The 15,270-nt window shown below is 69.6% G+C and carries 13 protein-coding genes and 1 pseudogene; 5 read left to right on the forward strand and 9 right to left on the reverse strand.

Going from position 1 to position 15,270, the window contains the following annotated elements; translation table 11 throughout:
• Nucleotides 1-152 precede the first annotated feature (152 nt).
• On the forward strand, nt 153-605 hold the full coding sequence (locus QM806_RS14700; protein WP_052023934.1) for an NUDIX hydrolase: 453 nt from the start codon (nt 153-155) through the stop codon (nt 603-605).
• Here QM806_RS14700 and QM806_RS14705 read toward each other — a convergent pair.
• On the reverse strand, nt 602-1,942 hold the full coding sequence (locus QM806_RS14705; protein WP_005563822.1) for a hypothetical protein: 1,341 nt from the start codon (nt 1,940-1,942) through the stop codon (nt 602-604). The genes QM806_RS14700 and QM806_RS14705 overlap by 4 nt on opposite strands.
• Before the next feature lie 112 nt (nt 1,943-2,054).
• On the opposite strand from QM806_RS14705, the gene QM806_RS14710 reads away from it, so the two are divergent.
• Nucleotides 2,055-2,807 (forward strand): isocitrate lyase/PEP mutase family protein, encoded by a 753-nt coding sequence (locus QM806_RS14710; RefSeq protein ID WP_005264377.1) that lies wholly within the window; start codon nt 2,055-2,057, stop codon nt 2,805-2,807.
• A gap of 39 nt (nt 2,808-2,846) precedes the next feature.
• On the opposite strand, the gene QM806_RS14715 is transcribed toward QM806_RS14710, so the two are convergent.
• The 6 genes from QM806_RS14715 to QM806_RS14740 form a co-directional block, all read right to left on the reverse strand.
• Nucleotides 2,847-5,030: an AAA family ATPase gene (locus tag QM806_RS14715; RefSeq protein WP_064080817.1), complete on the reverse strand. Its 2,184-nt coding sequence runs from the start codon at nt 5,028-5,030 to the stop codon at nt 2,847-2,849.
• A gap of 27 nt (nt 5,031-5,057) precedes the next feature.
• Nucleotides 5,058-5,918, reverse strand: coding sequence for a CDP-diacylglycerol--serine O-phosphatidyltransferase (gene pssA, locus QM806_RS14720; RefSeq protein WP_005569664.1), 861 nt, complete (start codon nt 5,916-5,918; stop codon nt 5,058-5,060).
• Nucleotides 5,915-6,628, reverse strand: a complete 714-nt coding sequence (locus QM806_RS14725; RefSeq protein ID WP_054245717.1) for a phosphatidylserine decarboxylase — start codon at nt 6,626-6,628, stop codon at nt 5,915-5,917. The genes pssA and QM806_RS14725 overlap by 4 nt, the downstream gene beginning before the upstream one ends.
• Nucleotides 6,629-6,690: 62 nt before the next feature.
• On the reverse strand, nt 6,691-7,743 hold the full coding sequence (locus QM806_RS14730; protein ID WP_283291878.1) for a DNA polymerase III subunit beta family protein: 1,053 nt from the start codon (nt 7,741-7,743) through the stop codon (nt 6,691-6,693).
• The gene (locus tag QM806_RS14735; RefSeq protein WP_043793261.1) at nt 7,718-8,242 is read right to left on the reverse strand and encodes a hypothetical protein; all 525 of its coding nucleotides are present in this window, start codon (nt 8,240-8,242) and stop codon (nt 7,718-7,720) included. The genes QM806_RS14730 and QM806_RS14735 overlap by 26 nt, the downstream gene beginning before the upstream one ends.
• Before the next feature lie 34 nt (nt 8,243-8,276).
• Nucleotides 8,277-8,732 carry an SRPBCC family protein gene (locus QM806_RS14740; protein WP_005572534.1) on the reverse strand — a complete coding sequence of 152 codons (456 nt, stop codon included), beginning with the start codon at nt 8,730-8,732 and terminating at the stop codon, nt 8,277-8,279.
• A gap of 476 nt (nt 8,733-9,208) precedes the next feature.
• Between QM806_RS14740 and hutH the strand changes: the two genes are divergently transcribed.
• The gene (gene hutH, locus QM806_RS14745; RefSeq protein ID WP_005572535.1) at nt 9,209-10,756 is read left to right on the forward strand and encodes a histidine ammonia-lyase; all 1,548 of its coding nucleotides are present in this window, start codon (nt 9,209-9,211) and stop codon (nt 10,754-10,756) included.
• A 70-nt stretch (nt 10,757-10,826) separates the two neighbouring features.
• A pseudogene (locus QM806_RS14750) lies at nt 10,827-11,601 on the forward strand (alpha/beta fold hydrolase).
• A gap of 7 nt (nt 11,602-11,608) precedes the next feature.
• On the opposite strand, the gene QM806_RS14755 reads toward QM806_RS14750, so the two are convergent.
• Nucleotides 11,609-12,865, reverse strand: a complete 1,257-nt coding sequence (locus tag QM806_RS14755; RefSeq protein ID WP_054245714.1) for an NAD(P)/FAD-dependent oxidoreductase — start codon at nt 12,863-12,865, stop codon at nt 11,609-11,611.
• 85 nt (nt 12,866-12,950) lie between these two features.
• Nucleotides 12,951-14,114, reverse strand: a complete 1,164-nt coding sequence (locus tag QM806_RS14760; RefSeq protein ID WP_005572539.1) for a helix-turn-helix domain-containing protein — start codon at nt 14,112-14,114, stop codon at nt 12,951-12,953.
• Nucleotides 14,115-14,261: 147 nt separating this feature from the next.
• On the opposite strand from QM806_RS14760, the gene QM806_RS14765 reads away from it, so the two are divergent.
• On the forward strand, nt 14,262-15,263 hold the full coding sequence (locus QM806_RS14765) for a zinc-binding alcohol dehydrogenase family protein (protein ID WP_039953070.1): 1,002 nt from the start codon (nt 14,262-14,264) through the stop codon (nt 15,261-15,263).
• Nucleotides 15,264-15,270: the final 7 nt, after the last annotated feature.

Genomic DNA, 15,270 nt, shown 5'->3' on the forward strand with positions numbered 1-15,270 from the left:
CCGTCGGGGGTCAGCGGGCGGCGGGGTGTCGGAACGAAACGAACCGAGTCGTGTAGACCGTTCGCTTAGCTAGCGAACTGGGCTACGGGGTACATCCTACTGGGTCGGTTATTCGGACTCACAATCGCGGCAAATCGGACTAATGGGGCGGAATGTGTTATGGGCGGCCGGCCGGACTGTTCTATCTTGTGACGGTGCCTGCCGAGATCCGAACCGCCGCGCTCGCCCACATCCGCGACCGGAAACTCCTCCAGACCCGATCGGTGGGGAAGACCGCGTTCTACATGGCAGGTGGAAAGATCGATCCGGGCGAGAACGCCGAACAGGCTCTGCACCGCGAGATCCGGGAGGAACTCGACGCCGGAATCGTCGACGGGACGCTCGAACATCTGGGGGTCTTCGAGGCGCCCGCGTACGGACACCCCGAGGGCACCGACCTGCACATGACCTGCTTCCTCGCCGAACTGAGCGCCGAGCCGCGGCCGGCGAGCGAGATCGCCGAACTGCGGTACTTCACCGTCGACGAATACGCGGCCATGCCCGACGTCGCGCCCGGTTCGATGCTCGTGTTCCGTCGGCTGCAGTCGCTCGGCCTCCTCGACTAGCTGCCTTCCGGGGTACTGCGCCGCTCGTGGACCGAGTAGACGCAGAACGCGACGACGAGCAGCATCACGAAGCCGACGAGATGGTCGGACGCGGCGGTCGAGGCAGGCGACGACGGCAGACGGTGTTCGCTGCTCGAGCCCGGGTAGACCACCCGGCTGCGGGGAACGGTGGTCGCCGCCACGAACACCAGCGACGCGAACGGCAATGCGAAACCGAGCACCGCGACGGGCGCCGACCCCGGCAGAGCGGCGGCGAGCGCGAAACCCGTGCCGCAGCCCAGCACGGCCAGCCGGATCAACAACGCGACGCCGTCGTCGCCGAAGTCGGGCCAGATTGCGGCGAGCAGCGGAACGACGGCGGCCAGGCTCAGTCCCCACTGCGGGCGCCGCCACTTCGGCGGGACCCTGACCGCCACCGCGATGCCCGCGGCAAGCGCGACGACGCCCACCGCCAGCAATGCCGTCGCGGGCGTCGTCACCCGCGGAGTCCGGAGGTCGTCGAGGACGAGCACGGCCGCGGCGGTGACACCGGTCGCGGCGAGCAGGAAGCGTCCGTCGATCCCCGGGAACCGGCGTGCGATCAGCACCGTGACCGTCAGAATCACGGCGAGCGAGAACGCGACGATCAGCCAGACCGTCAGGGGTTCGCCGAATTCCTGATCGTCGATCCATGCCCCGAGCAACCGGTTGAGCAGGGCGAGAGCCAAGGCGCCGACCAGCGCGGTCAGCAGGGTCTTCCGGTCGGGACGCTGCACCCGGAACTGCGACCGCGCCACCACCGCCGATGCGAGCGCGAGCACGAGAACTCCGATCAGCAGCCACTGCGGGGGTTCGCCGATCGCGGAGGTGCTCATACTCGCGGGCTCGACATACGCGGTGTCGCCGCGCGGTAGTCGCTGCACACTCGCGAGGAGGAACGCGCTCGCCACACCGAGAGTCGACGCCAGCTGCGAAACCCAGCGACCCCACACCGCGGCGACCGCCGCGCCCAGCAGGAACCCGGCAGTCGCGGTCTTCGCGAAGTGCAGGGCGATCAGCGTGTCGACCCCGCCGACGTCCGGCACCACCCAGCGCGCACCGATCAGGGCGAGCGCGCACGCCGCCGCCAGGAGCCACGACACCCGCCGGGAGCCGGACCGTTGCAGACCGGCGACCGCGATGACGGCGAGAACGAGAGCCACCACCACACCCGTCGGCTGGCTGCTGAGCCACCGGTCGACCTCCCGGTCGGACGCGTTGATCGTCCAGGCCCGGTTGCGGGGATTGGTGAGGACGAAACCGGCCAGTGCACCGGACGCGAGAGCAGCCGCGGCCGACAGGGGTTCCCGGAAGTCCATTCGCTCACGGTACTCGAGCGGGTAGGAATGGAAATGGCGAACCCGGCGTTGGCACCGAAGGCGTGCCCGAGAACGACTCCGATCGAATACCACCGAGGCGAGGAGCCCACCTATGACGTCGATCAACGAGAAGGCCACCACCCTGCTGGGACTGCACCAGCCCGGCAACCCCGTCATCCTGCCCACCGTGTGGGATGCCTGGTCCGCGAATCTGGCTGTGTCCGCTGGCTTTCAGGCGCTGACAGTCGGAAGCCACCCGGTATCCGACTCGATCGGCAAGCCCGACAACGAGGGGATCACGTTCGACGAGCTGCTGCACCGCATCTCGCAGATCACCGCAGCGGTGGATCTGCCGCTGTCGGTCGACATCGAATCGGGATACGGGCTCGAGCCCGCCCGTCTGATCGAAGGTCTGATCGGCGCGGGAGCCGTCGGCCTGAACATCGAGGACACGGTCCACAGCGAGGGCGGGCGTCTCCGCGAACCGCAGGAGCACGCCGACTTCGTCGGAGGGTTGCGGCAGGCGGCCGACGCTGCCGGGGTCCACGTGGTCGTGAACGCGCGCACCGACCTGTTCGTCAAGCAGGTGGGCGACGAGTCCGACCGTGTCGACCGCGCGATCGCTCGGCTGAAGCTCGCCGCAGAGGCCGGCGCCGACGTGCTGTACCCCGTGGGCCGTCACGACGACGCCACCCAGAAGCGGCTCACGTCGGAGCTGCCGCTGCCCGTCAACGCCATCGGTCTGCCCGATCAGGACGATCCGGCGAGCTTCGGGCCGCTCGGCGTCGCGCGGGTGAGCTTCGGCCCGTTCTTCCAGGCCGCCCTCGCCGCACACGCGGCCACGCTGCTCGGCCGCTGGTCCTGACCCGTGAGTACTTGTTAACCGCGGGCGGTTAGCAAGTACTCACGGGCGCGTCAGCGCATAGGACTCGAGGTGCGCCACTTGCTCGGGATCGAGTGAGGGGCGCACCTTTTCGCGTGCCTCCGCCACGTCGGCGGCGGAGACGTCGGCTGCGTCGATGTTCCGGCGCATGGCGGCCAGCGCGGCTTCCCGCAGCAGCGCCGAGCAGTCGGCGGCCGAGTAGCCGTCGAGGTCGTCCGCCAGGGCGTCGAGGTCGACGTCGGCGGCGAGCGGCACCGACTTCCCGGACGTCCGCAGGATCGCGCGGCGGGCAGCACCGTCCGGCGGCGGCACGAACACCAACCGCTCCAGGCGGCCGGGCCGCAGCAACGCCGGGTCGATGAGGTCGGGCCGGTTGGTGGCGCCGACGACCACCACGTCGCGCAGCGGTTCGACGCCGTCGAGTTCGGTGAGCAGTGACGCCACCACCCGATCGGACACCCCCGAGTCGGAACTCTGACCGCGGCGCGGCGCGAGGGCATCCACCTCGTCGAGGAAGATCAGCGACGGGGCCGAATCCCGCGCCCGCTGGAACAGTTCGCGGACCGCCTTCTCGGACGCACCCACCCACTTATCCATCAGTTCGGCGCCCTTGACGGCGTGCACGCTCAGATGTCCCGAACTTGCCAGCGCCCGAACGAGATAGGTCTTGCCGCACCCGGGCGGGCCGTACAGCAGTACTCCGCGCGGGGGATCGACCCCCAGCCGGGCGAACGAATCCGGGTGCTGCAACGGCCACAGCACCGCCTCGGTCAGCGCCTGCTTGGTCTCCACCATGTCCCCGACGTCGTCGAGGGTGACACTGCCGATCGCGAGTTCCTCGCTGCCCGACCGCGACAGCGGGCGGATCACGTCGAGCGCGCCGAGCAGGTCGTCCTGGGTGAGCGCCGGGTCGACGGGTTTCCTGGCCGCGCGTGAGGCGGCACGCAGGGCCGCTTCCCGGCACAGCGCGGCGAGGTCGGCGACGACGAATCCCGGTGTGCGGGCCGCGATCGCGTCGAGGGCGATGCCGTCGGTGGGGACCTTCCGCAGAAGCAGTTCCAGCAGCGCCCGGCGGGTGGAGCCGTCGGGCAGGGTCAGGGTGAGTTCGCGGTCGCACAGGTCCTGTCCGCGCAACCTGGCGTCGACCGACTCCGGGTGCGCCGACGTCGCGACGAACGCGACCCCGACGGTGTCGACCGCGCGGCGGAGCTGTTCGACGATCAGCGCCGACACCGGCTCCGGCGTGGCGGGCAGCAGGGCATCGATGTCGGTGATCAGCAGGACGCCGCCGCTGCGGATCGCGTCGACCGCCGCGGTGACCCGCTGCAACCGTGAGTCGGCTTCCAGGGCGCCGGCACTCGGCCCGTCGAGTTCGACGACTCGGCGGGAGGCGAGCACCGCTCGGGCGAGCGTCGCCTTCCCGACGCCTGCGGGCCCGGTCACCAGGACGCCCAGATGCGGTGAGGCCCCGAGTTTGCGGAGCAGTTCGGGTTCGTCGAGCGCCAGTCCGAGCCATTCGGTGAGTTTGGCTGCCTGGGTGTGGGAACCGACCAGGTCCTCGACCGGGACCGGGGGAACTTCCTCGGCGGGCCGGACAGGCGGCGCGGGCAACCGGGACGGAGTCGCGGACACCGTCGCGCGCACACCCTCGCCCCATCCGACCGCGGTGTTGGGCTGCACGCTCACCGGACCACCGGCCGGGTCGACCCCGCTGACGGTGAGCAACTCGGATGTCCACGCGACCCCGAACGTCCGGGACAGTGCCTGCGTGGCGGGGGCGGTGCTGGTTCCGGGGCCCAGATCGCGGGGGAGCAGCGACACCGTGTCGCCGACGGTGAGGACCTTGCCGAGCAGGGCGTGACGCAGCGTGACGTCGGAGACGGAGTTGACGGCCAGGTTCGAGCCGCTGACCGTCACCGTCTTCCCGCCGTACACCGTCACCGGTGTCACGACGACCGTGCTGTTCTCGGTCAGCCCGGCGTTGGACAGGGTCACGTCGTCGAGGAGCGCAGTCCCGGTGGGTGTTCCGGACGGCGCGCGACCTGCCACCGCGGCGGTGCGGCGCGCGCCGACGAGGGCGATAGCGTCCCACTCGCGGAGGCCGAGCGCGGCCAGGGCTTCCGGATGCAGCCGGACCACACCGCGCCGGGTGTCGGCGGCCGAGGTGTTCAGTCGGACTGTGAGCGCGAGTTCCGGTGAGGTCACGTCGTCGAGCCTACGTGCGGGAGCGAACTATCGGGCCGGCCGGCGCAGTCCGAGCCGTGCGGCGGATCGCCTGCCGCGGGCGTCCGGCTGACGCCGGATGGCCCGCCGCTCGGAGGGCTTGATGTCCCACGTCTCGGGCCGCGCGGCCACCCACCGCTTCGAATGGACCGCGAACGGAATGTGCCCGAGGTACACCGCGACGAGCGCGATCAGCAGGATGTACGGGTAGGTGACCAGAGCCGCCGCCGCGAGCGCCACGAGGACGAGCAGACCGGCAGCCATGTGCGGCGGCACCGACACCGTCTTCAGCGCCAGCGTGGGGATCCGGCTGACGATCAGCGCCGCGGAGATCACGGTCCACGCCACGACGACGGGGTACGACGACCACCAGCCGTCGCCCCACTGCGCCGCGGCAGCCAGCGGGGTCAGCGCGACCAGCGCACCCGCGGGCGCCGGGACCCCCGTGAAGTACTCGTTGGCGTAGCCCGGCATGTCGTCCTCGTCGAGGAGCGTGTTGAACCGGGCCAGCCGCAGCACGATGCTCACCGCGTAGATCAGGGCGATGATCCAGCCGAAACTCTGGCCGTCCAGCAGCGTGACATAGAGGACGAGGGCCGGTGCGACGCCGAACGAGATGGAATCGGCAAGCGAATCCAGCTCCGCGCCCATCTTGCTGGTGGCGTCGAGCATCCGTGCGATCCGGCCGTCGAGCGAGTCGAGGACCGCGGCCGCACCGATCATGGCCAACGCCGTTCCGAGGTCGCCGTCGAGCGCGAACTTGACCGCGGACAGCCCCGCGCACAGCGCGAGGATCGTGACCACGCTCGGCAGGAGCCGGACCGCCTGCTTGGGTCGACCCCTCCGCTGTCGCTTCGCGTTGGCGATCACGGCAGTTGAGCGATGACGGTCTCGGCACCGATCGTCCGTTGCCCTCGCTCGGCGAGCAACGTGGTGCCCACCGGGAAGTACGTGTCGACGCGGGAGCCGAACCGGATCAGGCCGTACGTGTCACCGATCGGGAGGGTATCGCCGACCTTGGCGTCGCAGACGATCCGGCGGGCGAGCAGACCGGCGATCTGCACGACGGCGACATCGTGGCCCTCCGAGGTGTGCAGCAGCATGCTGTTGCGTTCGTTGACCTCGCTGGCGTCGGCGAGGTCGGCGGAGAGGAACTGGCCCGGCCGGTGGACGACCTTCCTGACCTCACCGCCGACAGGACTGCGCTGGACGTGCACATCGAGCACGGACAGGAAGATGCTGACCCGGGGGAGCGGCTCGGTGCCCATGTCGAGTTCGGACGGCGGGACCGCGGAGTCGACGAGCGCGACCTCGCCGTCGGCGGGCGCGACCACGACGCCGACACGGTTCGGCGGTACGCGGTGCGGATGCCGGAAGAACGCGGCGCAGGCCGCGGCGGAGGTCAGCGCTCCGCGCCGGACCCACTTGCGTTTGCGACCGAGGACGGCCACACCGAGTGGCGCGAGGACGAAGGGCAGCCCGGCCGGATGTAGGGGCGGAACTGCTCCGCGGACGAGGTCGACGATATGCCCGACGCTCGTGGGTTGCGGGGTTCCGGGGGGTGTGGGCTTGCGTGCCACGGGCTCCTCTAACTGTGTCGGACGGACGTGCTGCCTGCGCGCCATCGCGCCGCACTCACAGATTACGTGAGCGCTACCGGCTGCAACGGCATCAGGAGAGAGTACGCACTCGCGGGGTCCGATGTGTGAACGGATCGTGGCCGGATGGCGAGCGGCGTGATGGGTCCACCCACCTGGAACGTCAACTGCTCACCCGGCAGCGCATCGACGGCTTCGAGGAGAAAACCGGCGTTCACCTGCACATGGAAGCGCGCGGGCTGCTCCGTCGCCGGGCTGCCGACGACGATCTCGCCCGACTCGAGAACACCGAGATCCACCCGGTCGCCGGCGTCCGCCAGGAGTGCGCGCAAGTCCGCCGAGGAGAAGGTGTGTTCGATTCCGCGGTCGAGGGGCGACAGACTGTGATGGTCTGGGAACGCGCCGTCGACGAGGCGGGTGGTGAGCTGCTCGGCGCCGCAGCGGAGGGTGACGCCGACGCCGACGCCGACGCCGACGCCGACGACGACGGTCACCGTGTCGTGGCGACCCAGCAGTCTGGCCGCGTCGTCCAGGAACGTGCACGGGACGACGGCGGAGATCGGTTCGTCCGGCGGTTCGAGGACGGCCACCGTGCCGACCGCCAGCCGGTAGCGGTCGGTGGTGACGAGCCGCAGCACGTCGTGGTCGGTTTCCAGGAGGCAGCCGCGTAACACCGGGAACTGCGAGTCGGCGTCGGCGGCGAACCGCACCGAGCCGAACGCGGTGAGGAGGTCGGTGGTGCGGAGGACGATCGTGCACTCCCGCGCCGCTCGCGCGTCGAGCAGGCGGTGAATTCTCGTCAGTTCGTGCCGGGCATCGTCCAGCCCCTTCTCGAGCCGGCCGAGATGCCGGTCGAGAAGTCCGTGGGCGTCCGTGCCGCTCAGCACGGCCGCCATCTCCTTCACGGGCATCCCCACCCGGCGCATCGCGGCGACGAGGACCGCTGCGTCCACGTGCTTGTCGGCGTACCAGCGGTAGCCCGTGCGCGGGTCCACCACGTGCGGGGTGAGCACGCCTGCCTTGTCGTAGAACCTCAGCGCGCTGACCGACAGACCGGACGACCGGGCGAGTTCACCGATGCTGAGCACGGTGCTCACTCTGCCCCTGCGGTCCGACAGCGTCGGCGTCGAGTTCTGCGCGGAGTCGCTCGACGGCCCCGCGGATCGTCCGTCCATATCTGTTTTCGGGGAGGTGTTCGCAGCTCTGCGCGGCCCGATCGAGATGGTGGCGTGCCTCGGACGACTGGCCGAGCGCGTGATGAGCGGCCGCCACGTTGAGGTGCAGCGACGGGTAGAACCCCGCGACCCGGAGCGAGGAGTGGTGCTGCCGAGCTCGGTCGTCGGTCAGCGAGTCGGCGGCGGCGAGGGCCCGCAGATCCCAGCGCAGCTCCTCGGCGGGGTCGGTCTGGACGTCCGCCAGGTAGTGGGCCAGCGTGACGACGTGCAACGGGTCCGGTGTGTCGTCGCCGGGACCGGCGAGGGCGTCCCACACCTCCTCGAAGATGCGTCGGGCGCCCTCCCGGTCACCCGTCACTGCCAGTTCCTGTCCTTGCGCGATCCTCGCCATGACGGCGTCCGGTGTGTCCATGCGGACCACGCTGAGGCCTCGACCAGGTCGAGGGTCAACCGGACTACGTGCGTTCGGCCGCCGACTTGATGCGGGCGAGGGTGGTGTTCATGCCCTTGACGAGGTCGACCTCGAAGTCCTCGTTGCCGCCGAGGACGGTCTTGACCAGGAACTGCGACACCTTCGACGTTCCGGTCGGGGCTTCGCGGCGCTCGGTGACCTTGGTTCCGCCTGCCGTCGGCTCGAGTTCGTACGACCAGATGGTGCGGTTCTCGAGGATCCGGAACGCGATGGTCTTGTTCGGCTGGAACTTCACGACCTTCGACGTGGTCGGCCACACTAGGAAGCCCTTGCGGTTGATGTTGACGGTTTTGGTGCCCTCTTCGACGACGCCACCGAGGACGCGCATCGTGCGGCACTGGGGGCTCCATTCGCCCATTCGCTTCAGATCCGACACGACGGCCCACACGTCATGCGGGGGCGCGTCGATGTCGATGCTTGCTTCGAGGGTGTTTGCCATCGGCTGTCTCCAGTCAGGGAAGGTGGTACGTAAGGTAACAATTACTTTGGCGTCATGATAGGCGCTCGTGCCAGAGAGGTGTGCGGTAGGTCACTGAATTCTCGTCCCGACTGCAGTTTTCCAGCACTTCCGCGCGCCTCATCGAAACCGTGTAACCAAAGGGGCACGATGGGCGATGAGTCAAGAGCGCGACGAAATGTCGCCGGTGCAATGGCGCAAAATGGAAAGTTGTCGAGTCGGTGTTCGGAAGTGATCGGTAGTGAATGTTCATTCGATCCTGCGGTGGGACCGCAGCCCTCTCCCTCTACTCGAATCAGCCCGATTGCAAGGACGTCCGTCCTCGTGGCCGAGTGAAAAACTCGAACGTCTGATGACGCCACGCGAAATCGAGGAAGCTCTCCGCGGCCGGTTGTAGACGCCGTCGTCGCTCCCGCAATCCCGTCACTCTCCGCCCGACCCCGGGGGAGACTGGGGTTGTGGGAGCCGAAGAGTCTGTCGTTGTCGGAACCGGAGCGGTCTCCGCCGAAGAAGTGATCCGGGTGGCACGTCTCGGCGCGCCGGTGCGGATCTCGCGGGACGCGATGTCGGCCATGGCGGAAACCCGGAAGCGCATCGAGGCGCTGGCCGAGGATCCGAAGCCCGTGTATGGGATCTCGACGGGTTTCGGGGCCCTCGCCACCCGGCACATACCCTCTGCGCTGCGGACGCAGCTGCAGCGCAGTCTGGTGCGCTCGCATGCCGCCGGAAATGGCCCCGAGGTGGAACGTGAGGTCGTGCGTGCCCTCATGCTGCTGCGGTTGTCGACCCTGGCCACCGGCAGGACCGGCGCGCGGCCGGAAGTCGCGCAGGTCTACGCGTCGCTCCTGTCGGCGGGGATCACTCCGGTGGTCCACGAATACGGCAGCCTCGGGTGCTCCGGCGATCTGGCGCCGCTGGCCCATGTCGCGCTCGCGGTGATCGGTGAGGGCACGGTGCGGGACGCGGACGGCGAATCGATGCCGGCTGCGAAGGCGCTGTCCGCCGCCGGTATCGCACCGGTAGTCCTCGCGGAGAAGGAGGGGCTGGCCCTCATCAACGGCACCGACGGCATGCTCGGCATGCTGCTGCTGGCGTGCGAGGACCTGCACGGGCTGCTGCGTCTGGCCGACGTCACAGCGGCGATGAGTGTGGAGGGGCTGCTCGGCACCGACAAGGTGTTCGCCCCCGATCTGCAGGCGCTCCGGCCGCACCCCGGACAGGCCCGCGCCGCCGCGAACATGGTCCGGTTGCTCGCCGGCTCGGAGATCGTGCAGAGCCACGCCAATCCCAGCTGCACCGTGGTCCAGGACGCCTACTCGTTGCGGTGCGCGCCGCAGGTCGCCGGGGCGGCGCGGGACACGCTCGCGCACGCCGAGCGGGTGGCGTCGTGGGAACTGGCGAGCGCAATCGACAATCCGGTGGTCACGCTGGACGGGCGGGTGGAGTCGAACGGCAATTTCCACGGGGCGCCGGTCGGATACGTGCTGGACTTCCTGGCCATCGTCGTCGCGGACGTGGCGAGCATGAGCGAGCGCCGCACCGACCGCTTCCTCGACGTCGCCCGCAATCACGGGCTGCCCCCGTTTCTGGCCGACGATCCGGGGGTGGACAGCGGCCACATGATCGCGCAGTACACCCAGGCGGCGATCGTCTCGGAGCTGAAGCGGCTGGCGGCGCCGGCGAGTGTGGACTCGATTCCGTCGTCGGCGATGCAGGAGGACCACGTGTCGATGGGGTGGTCGGCCGCCCGGAAGCTGCGCCGGGCGGTCGACGGACTGACCCGGGTCCTGGCGATCGAGGCGTTGACGGCCGCTCGTGCGCTGGACCTGCGTGCCCCGCTGGCGCCGTCGCCCGCGACGGGTGCGGTGCGGGACACGATCCGCGAGCACGTTCCCGGACCGGGAACCGACCGTCACCTCGCGCCGGAAATCGAGGCCGCGGTCACCCTCGCGGCCTCCGGCGCGCTGGTCGCGAGCGCGGAGACGGTGGTGGGAAAGCTGGACTGAGCGGCGTGCCCCGCGGCCCGTTGATGCCTCGAGCTTTGCGAACTACCGTGGAATGCAGGAGATGGTCCTCATGACTCTCGCGGAGTTCGACACACGAAGGAAGGCCGTCGACACGGACCGTGGTCCGGTGAGCTGCCTCGATTCCGGCACCGGCCCTGTGGCCTTCTTCATTCACGGTGTCGGGACCTCCGGCTACCTCTGGCGCAACGTGATCCGTCAACTCGAGGGAGAACGGCGGTGCGTCGCGCTCGACCTCCCGCTGCACGGTCACACCCCCGCCGCGCCCGATCAGGGACTTCACCCTCGGCGCACTCGCCGACGTGGTCGCGGCCACGTGCGACGCGCTGGGGCTGTCGAAGGTCGACGTCGTCGCCAACGACACCGGTGGGGCGGTCGCGCAGATCTTCGCGGCCCGGCACCCCGATATGTTGTCGTCGCTGACGTTGACGAACTGCGAAACCCATGACAACGTGCCGCCGAAGGCGTTCCTTCCCGCCGTGCTGCTCGCCCGGGCGGGACTGCTCGCCCGGATTGCGCGACCGCTGGCGAGGAACGTGTCGAGGGCTCGCAAGTTGTTGTACGGCAGTGGGTATCAGAACGTGTCCCTCCATCCACGCGACCTGCTCGCGGTCGAGTCGGACCTTGCGGCACTCAAGGTGCCCACACTCGTCGTGTGGGGCACCGGGGACGTGTTCTTCCGGACGAAGTGGGCCTACTGGCTGCGCGACCTCATCCCGGGAGCGCGGGAAGTCGTGGAGATCCGGGGTGGCAAGTTGTTCTTCCCCGGCGAGCGGTCGCGCGAACTGGTCGTCGAATTGCGCAGATTCTGGGCATCCCGTTCCTGAGCCGCGCTCAGCGCAGCGGGTCGAAATGCCGCATGACACCGGGAACCTCGCCGCCGGTCATGGAGTCGGCCAGCATGCGTCCGGTGAGCGGCCCCAGCGCGATGCCCCACATTCCGTGACCGCCCGCCACGTGCACGCGGGGGGAGCGGGTGGCGCCGACGAGCGGAAGTCCGTCGGTGGTGCAGGGCCGGGACCCGACCCACTCCTCCCGACGCGATTCCCAGTCGATGCCGGTGAACATGGGCGTCGCGGCCTCGATGATCGCCCGGACACGGCGCGGGTCGAGCGGTGCGTCGGGACTGCGGAATTCCATCATTCCGGCGACGCGGAAACGGTCCTGCAAGGGCGTGCACGCCACTCGCTGGGTGGGGAAGTAGATCGGGTTCTTCGGCATCTGCTGGGGCTGGACGCTGAAGCTGTAGCCGCGGCCCGCTTGCACGAGGGCGCGGACACCGAACGGGCGGGCGAGTGCATTGAGGCGTGCGCCGCTGGCGATGACGACGGCATCGGCGGCTACCGCGTCGCCGGTGGCCGAGACCAGCCGGACCCCTGACTGTCCCCGATCCTGCACAGCCGTCACGTCGAAGCCGGACCTGATCTCGCCGCCACGGGCCCGGACGGCGTCGGCGAGTGAGTGCACGAAGCGCGGCGGGTCGATGAAGCGCTGGTTGCGCAGCCTCAGACCGGAGTGCACACCGTTACCGAGACTCGGCTCGAGAGAGTGGATCTCGTCCCTGTCGACGCGGTCGTACTCGACCTCCCCGCCGGCGGCCTCGACGTGACGGAATTCGTCGACGAGCGCTTCGCGGTCCTCGTCCGACTTGAATGCGGTGAGGAACGGGTCGGCGAGATGGGTGTGCTCCCGCACGCCGCCGTCCGCGAGTTCGTCGTAGGCGCCCAGGGAGATCCGGTTGACCTCGGCGAATACCGTCATCGCGTCCGCCCACCGGGAGGGTGTGCAGTGCCGCGCGAAGCCGACGAGGAAACGCACCAGGCGCAGATCGGTCGTGAACGGAACGTAGACCGGCGACGACGGATTCAGCATCGCGCGCAGCCCGTACTTCAACACGGCGGGCTCGGGCAGCGGCAACGTCAATGCCGGTGCGAGCCAACCCGCATTGCCCCAGGACGCGTCCGACGCGACACCGTGCCGGTCGACGACCGTGACGCGCACGCCACGCTCCTGAAGGAACCACGCCGTGGACAATCCGACGACGCCTGCTCCGACGATCGCGACATGGTCAGGGCGCTGCACTGTGCTCATGACTCCATCATCGGTCGGCGACGGCGTCGGGGGAGTAGCCGTTCGGCCAGTCCCGGACAGTGACCCCTGTGCAATCGGCCAGGGGTCACATATCCCGCAGTCCCGTCAGCTTCAGATGCAACATCAGGATGAGCCGGGTGTCCGCGTCGGTCAGGTCCACATCGCACGAATCGACGCAGCGTCGCAGCCGGTTCCTCAGGGTGTTGGGGTGCACGTGCAGTGCGGCCGCCGCATCGGCGACATCGCCGCCATGGGCCAGGAAGGCACGGGCCGTGGCCACGAGATCGGTACCGTGCTGCTCGTCGTGCCGGGTCAGCGCGGCGAGCGGGGTGAGCTCGCCCAGTCCGTCGAAGATGTCCGCGACGCGCAACGCCAGCACCGACGCGAGACTGTCCCGCATCGAACCGACGACACCGCCGGACCGGGCGTGCTGCAGGACGGTGAGGACCCGGTCGGCGTCCCCCCGCGACAGGTGCGCCTGGCTCGCTGTGGTCACTTCGCGTCCGACGGCGACCACGAACGCGGCCCCGCTGCGGGCGCGACCGAGGAAATTCTCGGCGAGGCGCCGGACGTCCTTCTCCGATGCGGCGATGACCACATAGATGACGTCGTCGAGTTGGGCGGCGACCGAATCGACCGCCAACGTGTCGAGGTACAGGCCGAGGGAGGCGAGCAAGCCGGACGGCAGTGGGCTCCCGACCGCGACCGGGGCGGCCGCGGCGACGGTCAGCCTTCCCTCCAGCCGGAGGTCGTCGGCGGCACGGAAGGCGGGCTCGCCACCGTTGATCAGTGCGCGCACCCGATCGACCTGCATCCGGCGCGTCACGTCCACCCGTTCACGCTCCGCCGCGATGTGTTCGGCGACGACGGGGACCGCGGACCGCAGGATCGATTCCTGTTCCGGGGTGGGGGCGGACGTCATCGCCGCCCAGATGGACCCGACCGAGCGTCCCGCGTCCCGCACCGCGATCACCGCGCGGGGAGTCATGTTCGGCATCCGCATGTCCACGTAGAAGACGTCGGTGTCGCGATGCAGGCGTTCGAAGACACCGGCGTCCGCGAGGAGCTGCCGGTACTTCCCGGGCACCTGCCGTCCCAGGATGGTCTCGATGCGGGCTTGGTCCACGGCCTGCTCGCCGCTCGAATAGGCCAGAACCGTCGAGTTCTCGTCCTCGATCGTGATCGGCGCGCCGATCAGCTCGGCCAGCGACCCCGCCACCGTGAACAGGTCTTCACCGCGCAGGTCCATGTCTGGGAGCCTAGTTGCCGGGGACGGTCCGGCCCGGTCTTCGCCGCGACACCGTGTCCTCGAGACACGAGCCTCCGGGTCCTGGCGGTGGCCACCCCGCACGGGCATTGTGGGGGTATGGCGGCGGCGCAGGGCGGACCCGGAACGATGGCCGCGTGGCGCGTGGTCGCGCCCGGCCCCGTCGCGGGCCACCCCCTGGAACTCGGACGTGAGGCCGTTCCCGAGCCGGGACCGGGCGAACTTCTCGTGAAGGTGCTGGCGTGCGGAGTGTGCCGCACCGACCTGCACGTGACCGAAGGTGACCTGCCCGTGCACCGGTCCCGGGTGATTCCCGGCCACGAGGTGGTGGGGGAGGTTGCCGCACTGGGTGATTCGGTGTCGGGGACCTTCGCTGTCGGCGACCGGGTGGGTATCGCCTGGCTGCGTCACACCTGCGGACACTGCGCGGCCTGCCTGCGCGGTTCGGAGAACCTGTGCAGGCAGTCGCAATACACGGGTTGGGATGCGGACGGCGGATACGCCGAATTCGCGACGGTCCCGGCCGACTACGCGCTGCACCTGCCGGACGGCTACACGGACACCGAACTCGCACCACTGCTGTGCGCCGGGATCATCGGCTACCGCGCACTCGAACGTGCCGCGGTCCCCGACGGCGGTGCACTGGGCCTCTACGGGTTCGGCGGCAGCGCGCACCTCACCGCCCAGGTCGCGTCGATCCGCGGCGCCCGGGTGCACGTCATGACGCGTGGGGCGGAGGCCCGTGCGCTGGCGCAGCGACTCGGGGCGGCGTCCGTGCAGGGAGTGCGCGACGTGCCGCCGGAACCCCTCGACTCCGCGATTCTGTTCGCCCCGGTGGGCGATCTGGTGCCCGTCGCGATGGAGGCGCTCGCCGACGGCGGCACCCTCGCCGTCGCGGGGATCCACCTCTCCGACATTCCCGCGCTCGAGTATCAGAGGCATCTGTTCCGGGAACGGCAGATCCGCAGCGTCACCGCCAATACCCGTTCGGATTCCGTCGAATTCCTGCGCATCGCAGCGGAACACCGGCTGAGTATCGACACCCACCCGTACCCACTCGACCGCGCCGACCGGGCCCTGCGTGACCTGGCCGGCGGAAAGTTCAGCGGTGCAGCAGTTCTCGAGCCGTAGAGGGAGA

This window comes from Rhodococcus sp. IEGM 1351, from assembly GCF_030056875.1.
Classification (GTDB): Bacteria; Actinomycetota; Actinomycetes; order Mycobacteriales; family Mycobacteriaceae; genus Rhodococcus_F; species Rhodococcus_F opacus.

Excerpts from the sequence above, each read along its gene's own strand:
- QM806_RS14700 (WP_052023934.1), top strand. The coding sequence starts at position 153 with ATGTGTTATGGGCGGCCGGCCGGACTGTTCTATCTTGTGACGGTGCCT.
- QM806_RS14705 (WP_005563822.1), bottom strand. The coding sequence starts at position 1,942 with ATGGACTTCCGGGAACCCCTGTCGGCCGCGGCTGCTCTCGCGTCCGGT.
- QM806_RS14710 (WP_005264377.1), top strand. The coding sequence starts at position 2,055 with ATGACGTCGATCAACGAGAAGGCCACCACCCTGCTGGGACTGCACCAG.
- QM806_RS14740 (WP_005572534.1), bottom strand. The coding sequence starts at position 8,732 with ATGGCAAACACCCTCGAAGCAAGCATCGACATCGACGCGCCCCCGCAT.
- QM806_RS14755 (WP_054245714.1), bottom strand. The coding sequence starts at position 12,865 with ATGAGCACAGTGCAGCGCCCTGACCATGTCGCGATCGTCGGAGCAGGC.
- QM806_RS14760 (WP_005572539.1), bottom strand. The coding sequence starts at position 14,114 with ATGGACCTGCGCGGTGAAGACCTGTTCACGGTGGCGGGGTCGCTGGCC.
- QM806_RS14765 (WP_039953070.1), top strand. The coding sequence starts at position 14,262 with ATGGCCGCGTGGCGCGTGGTCGCGCCCGGCCCCGTCGCGGGCCACCCC.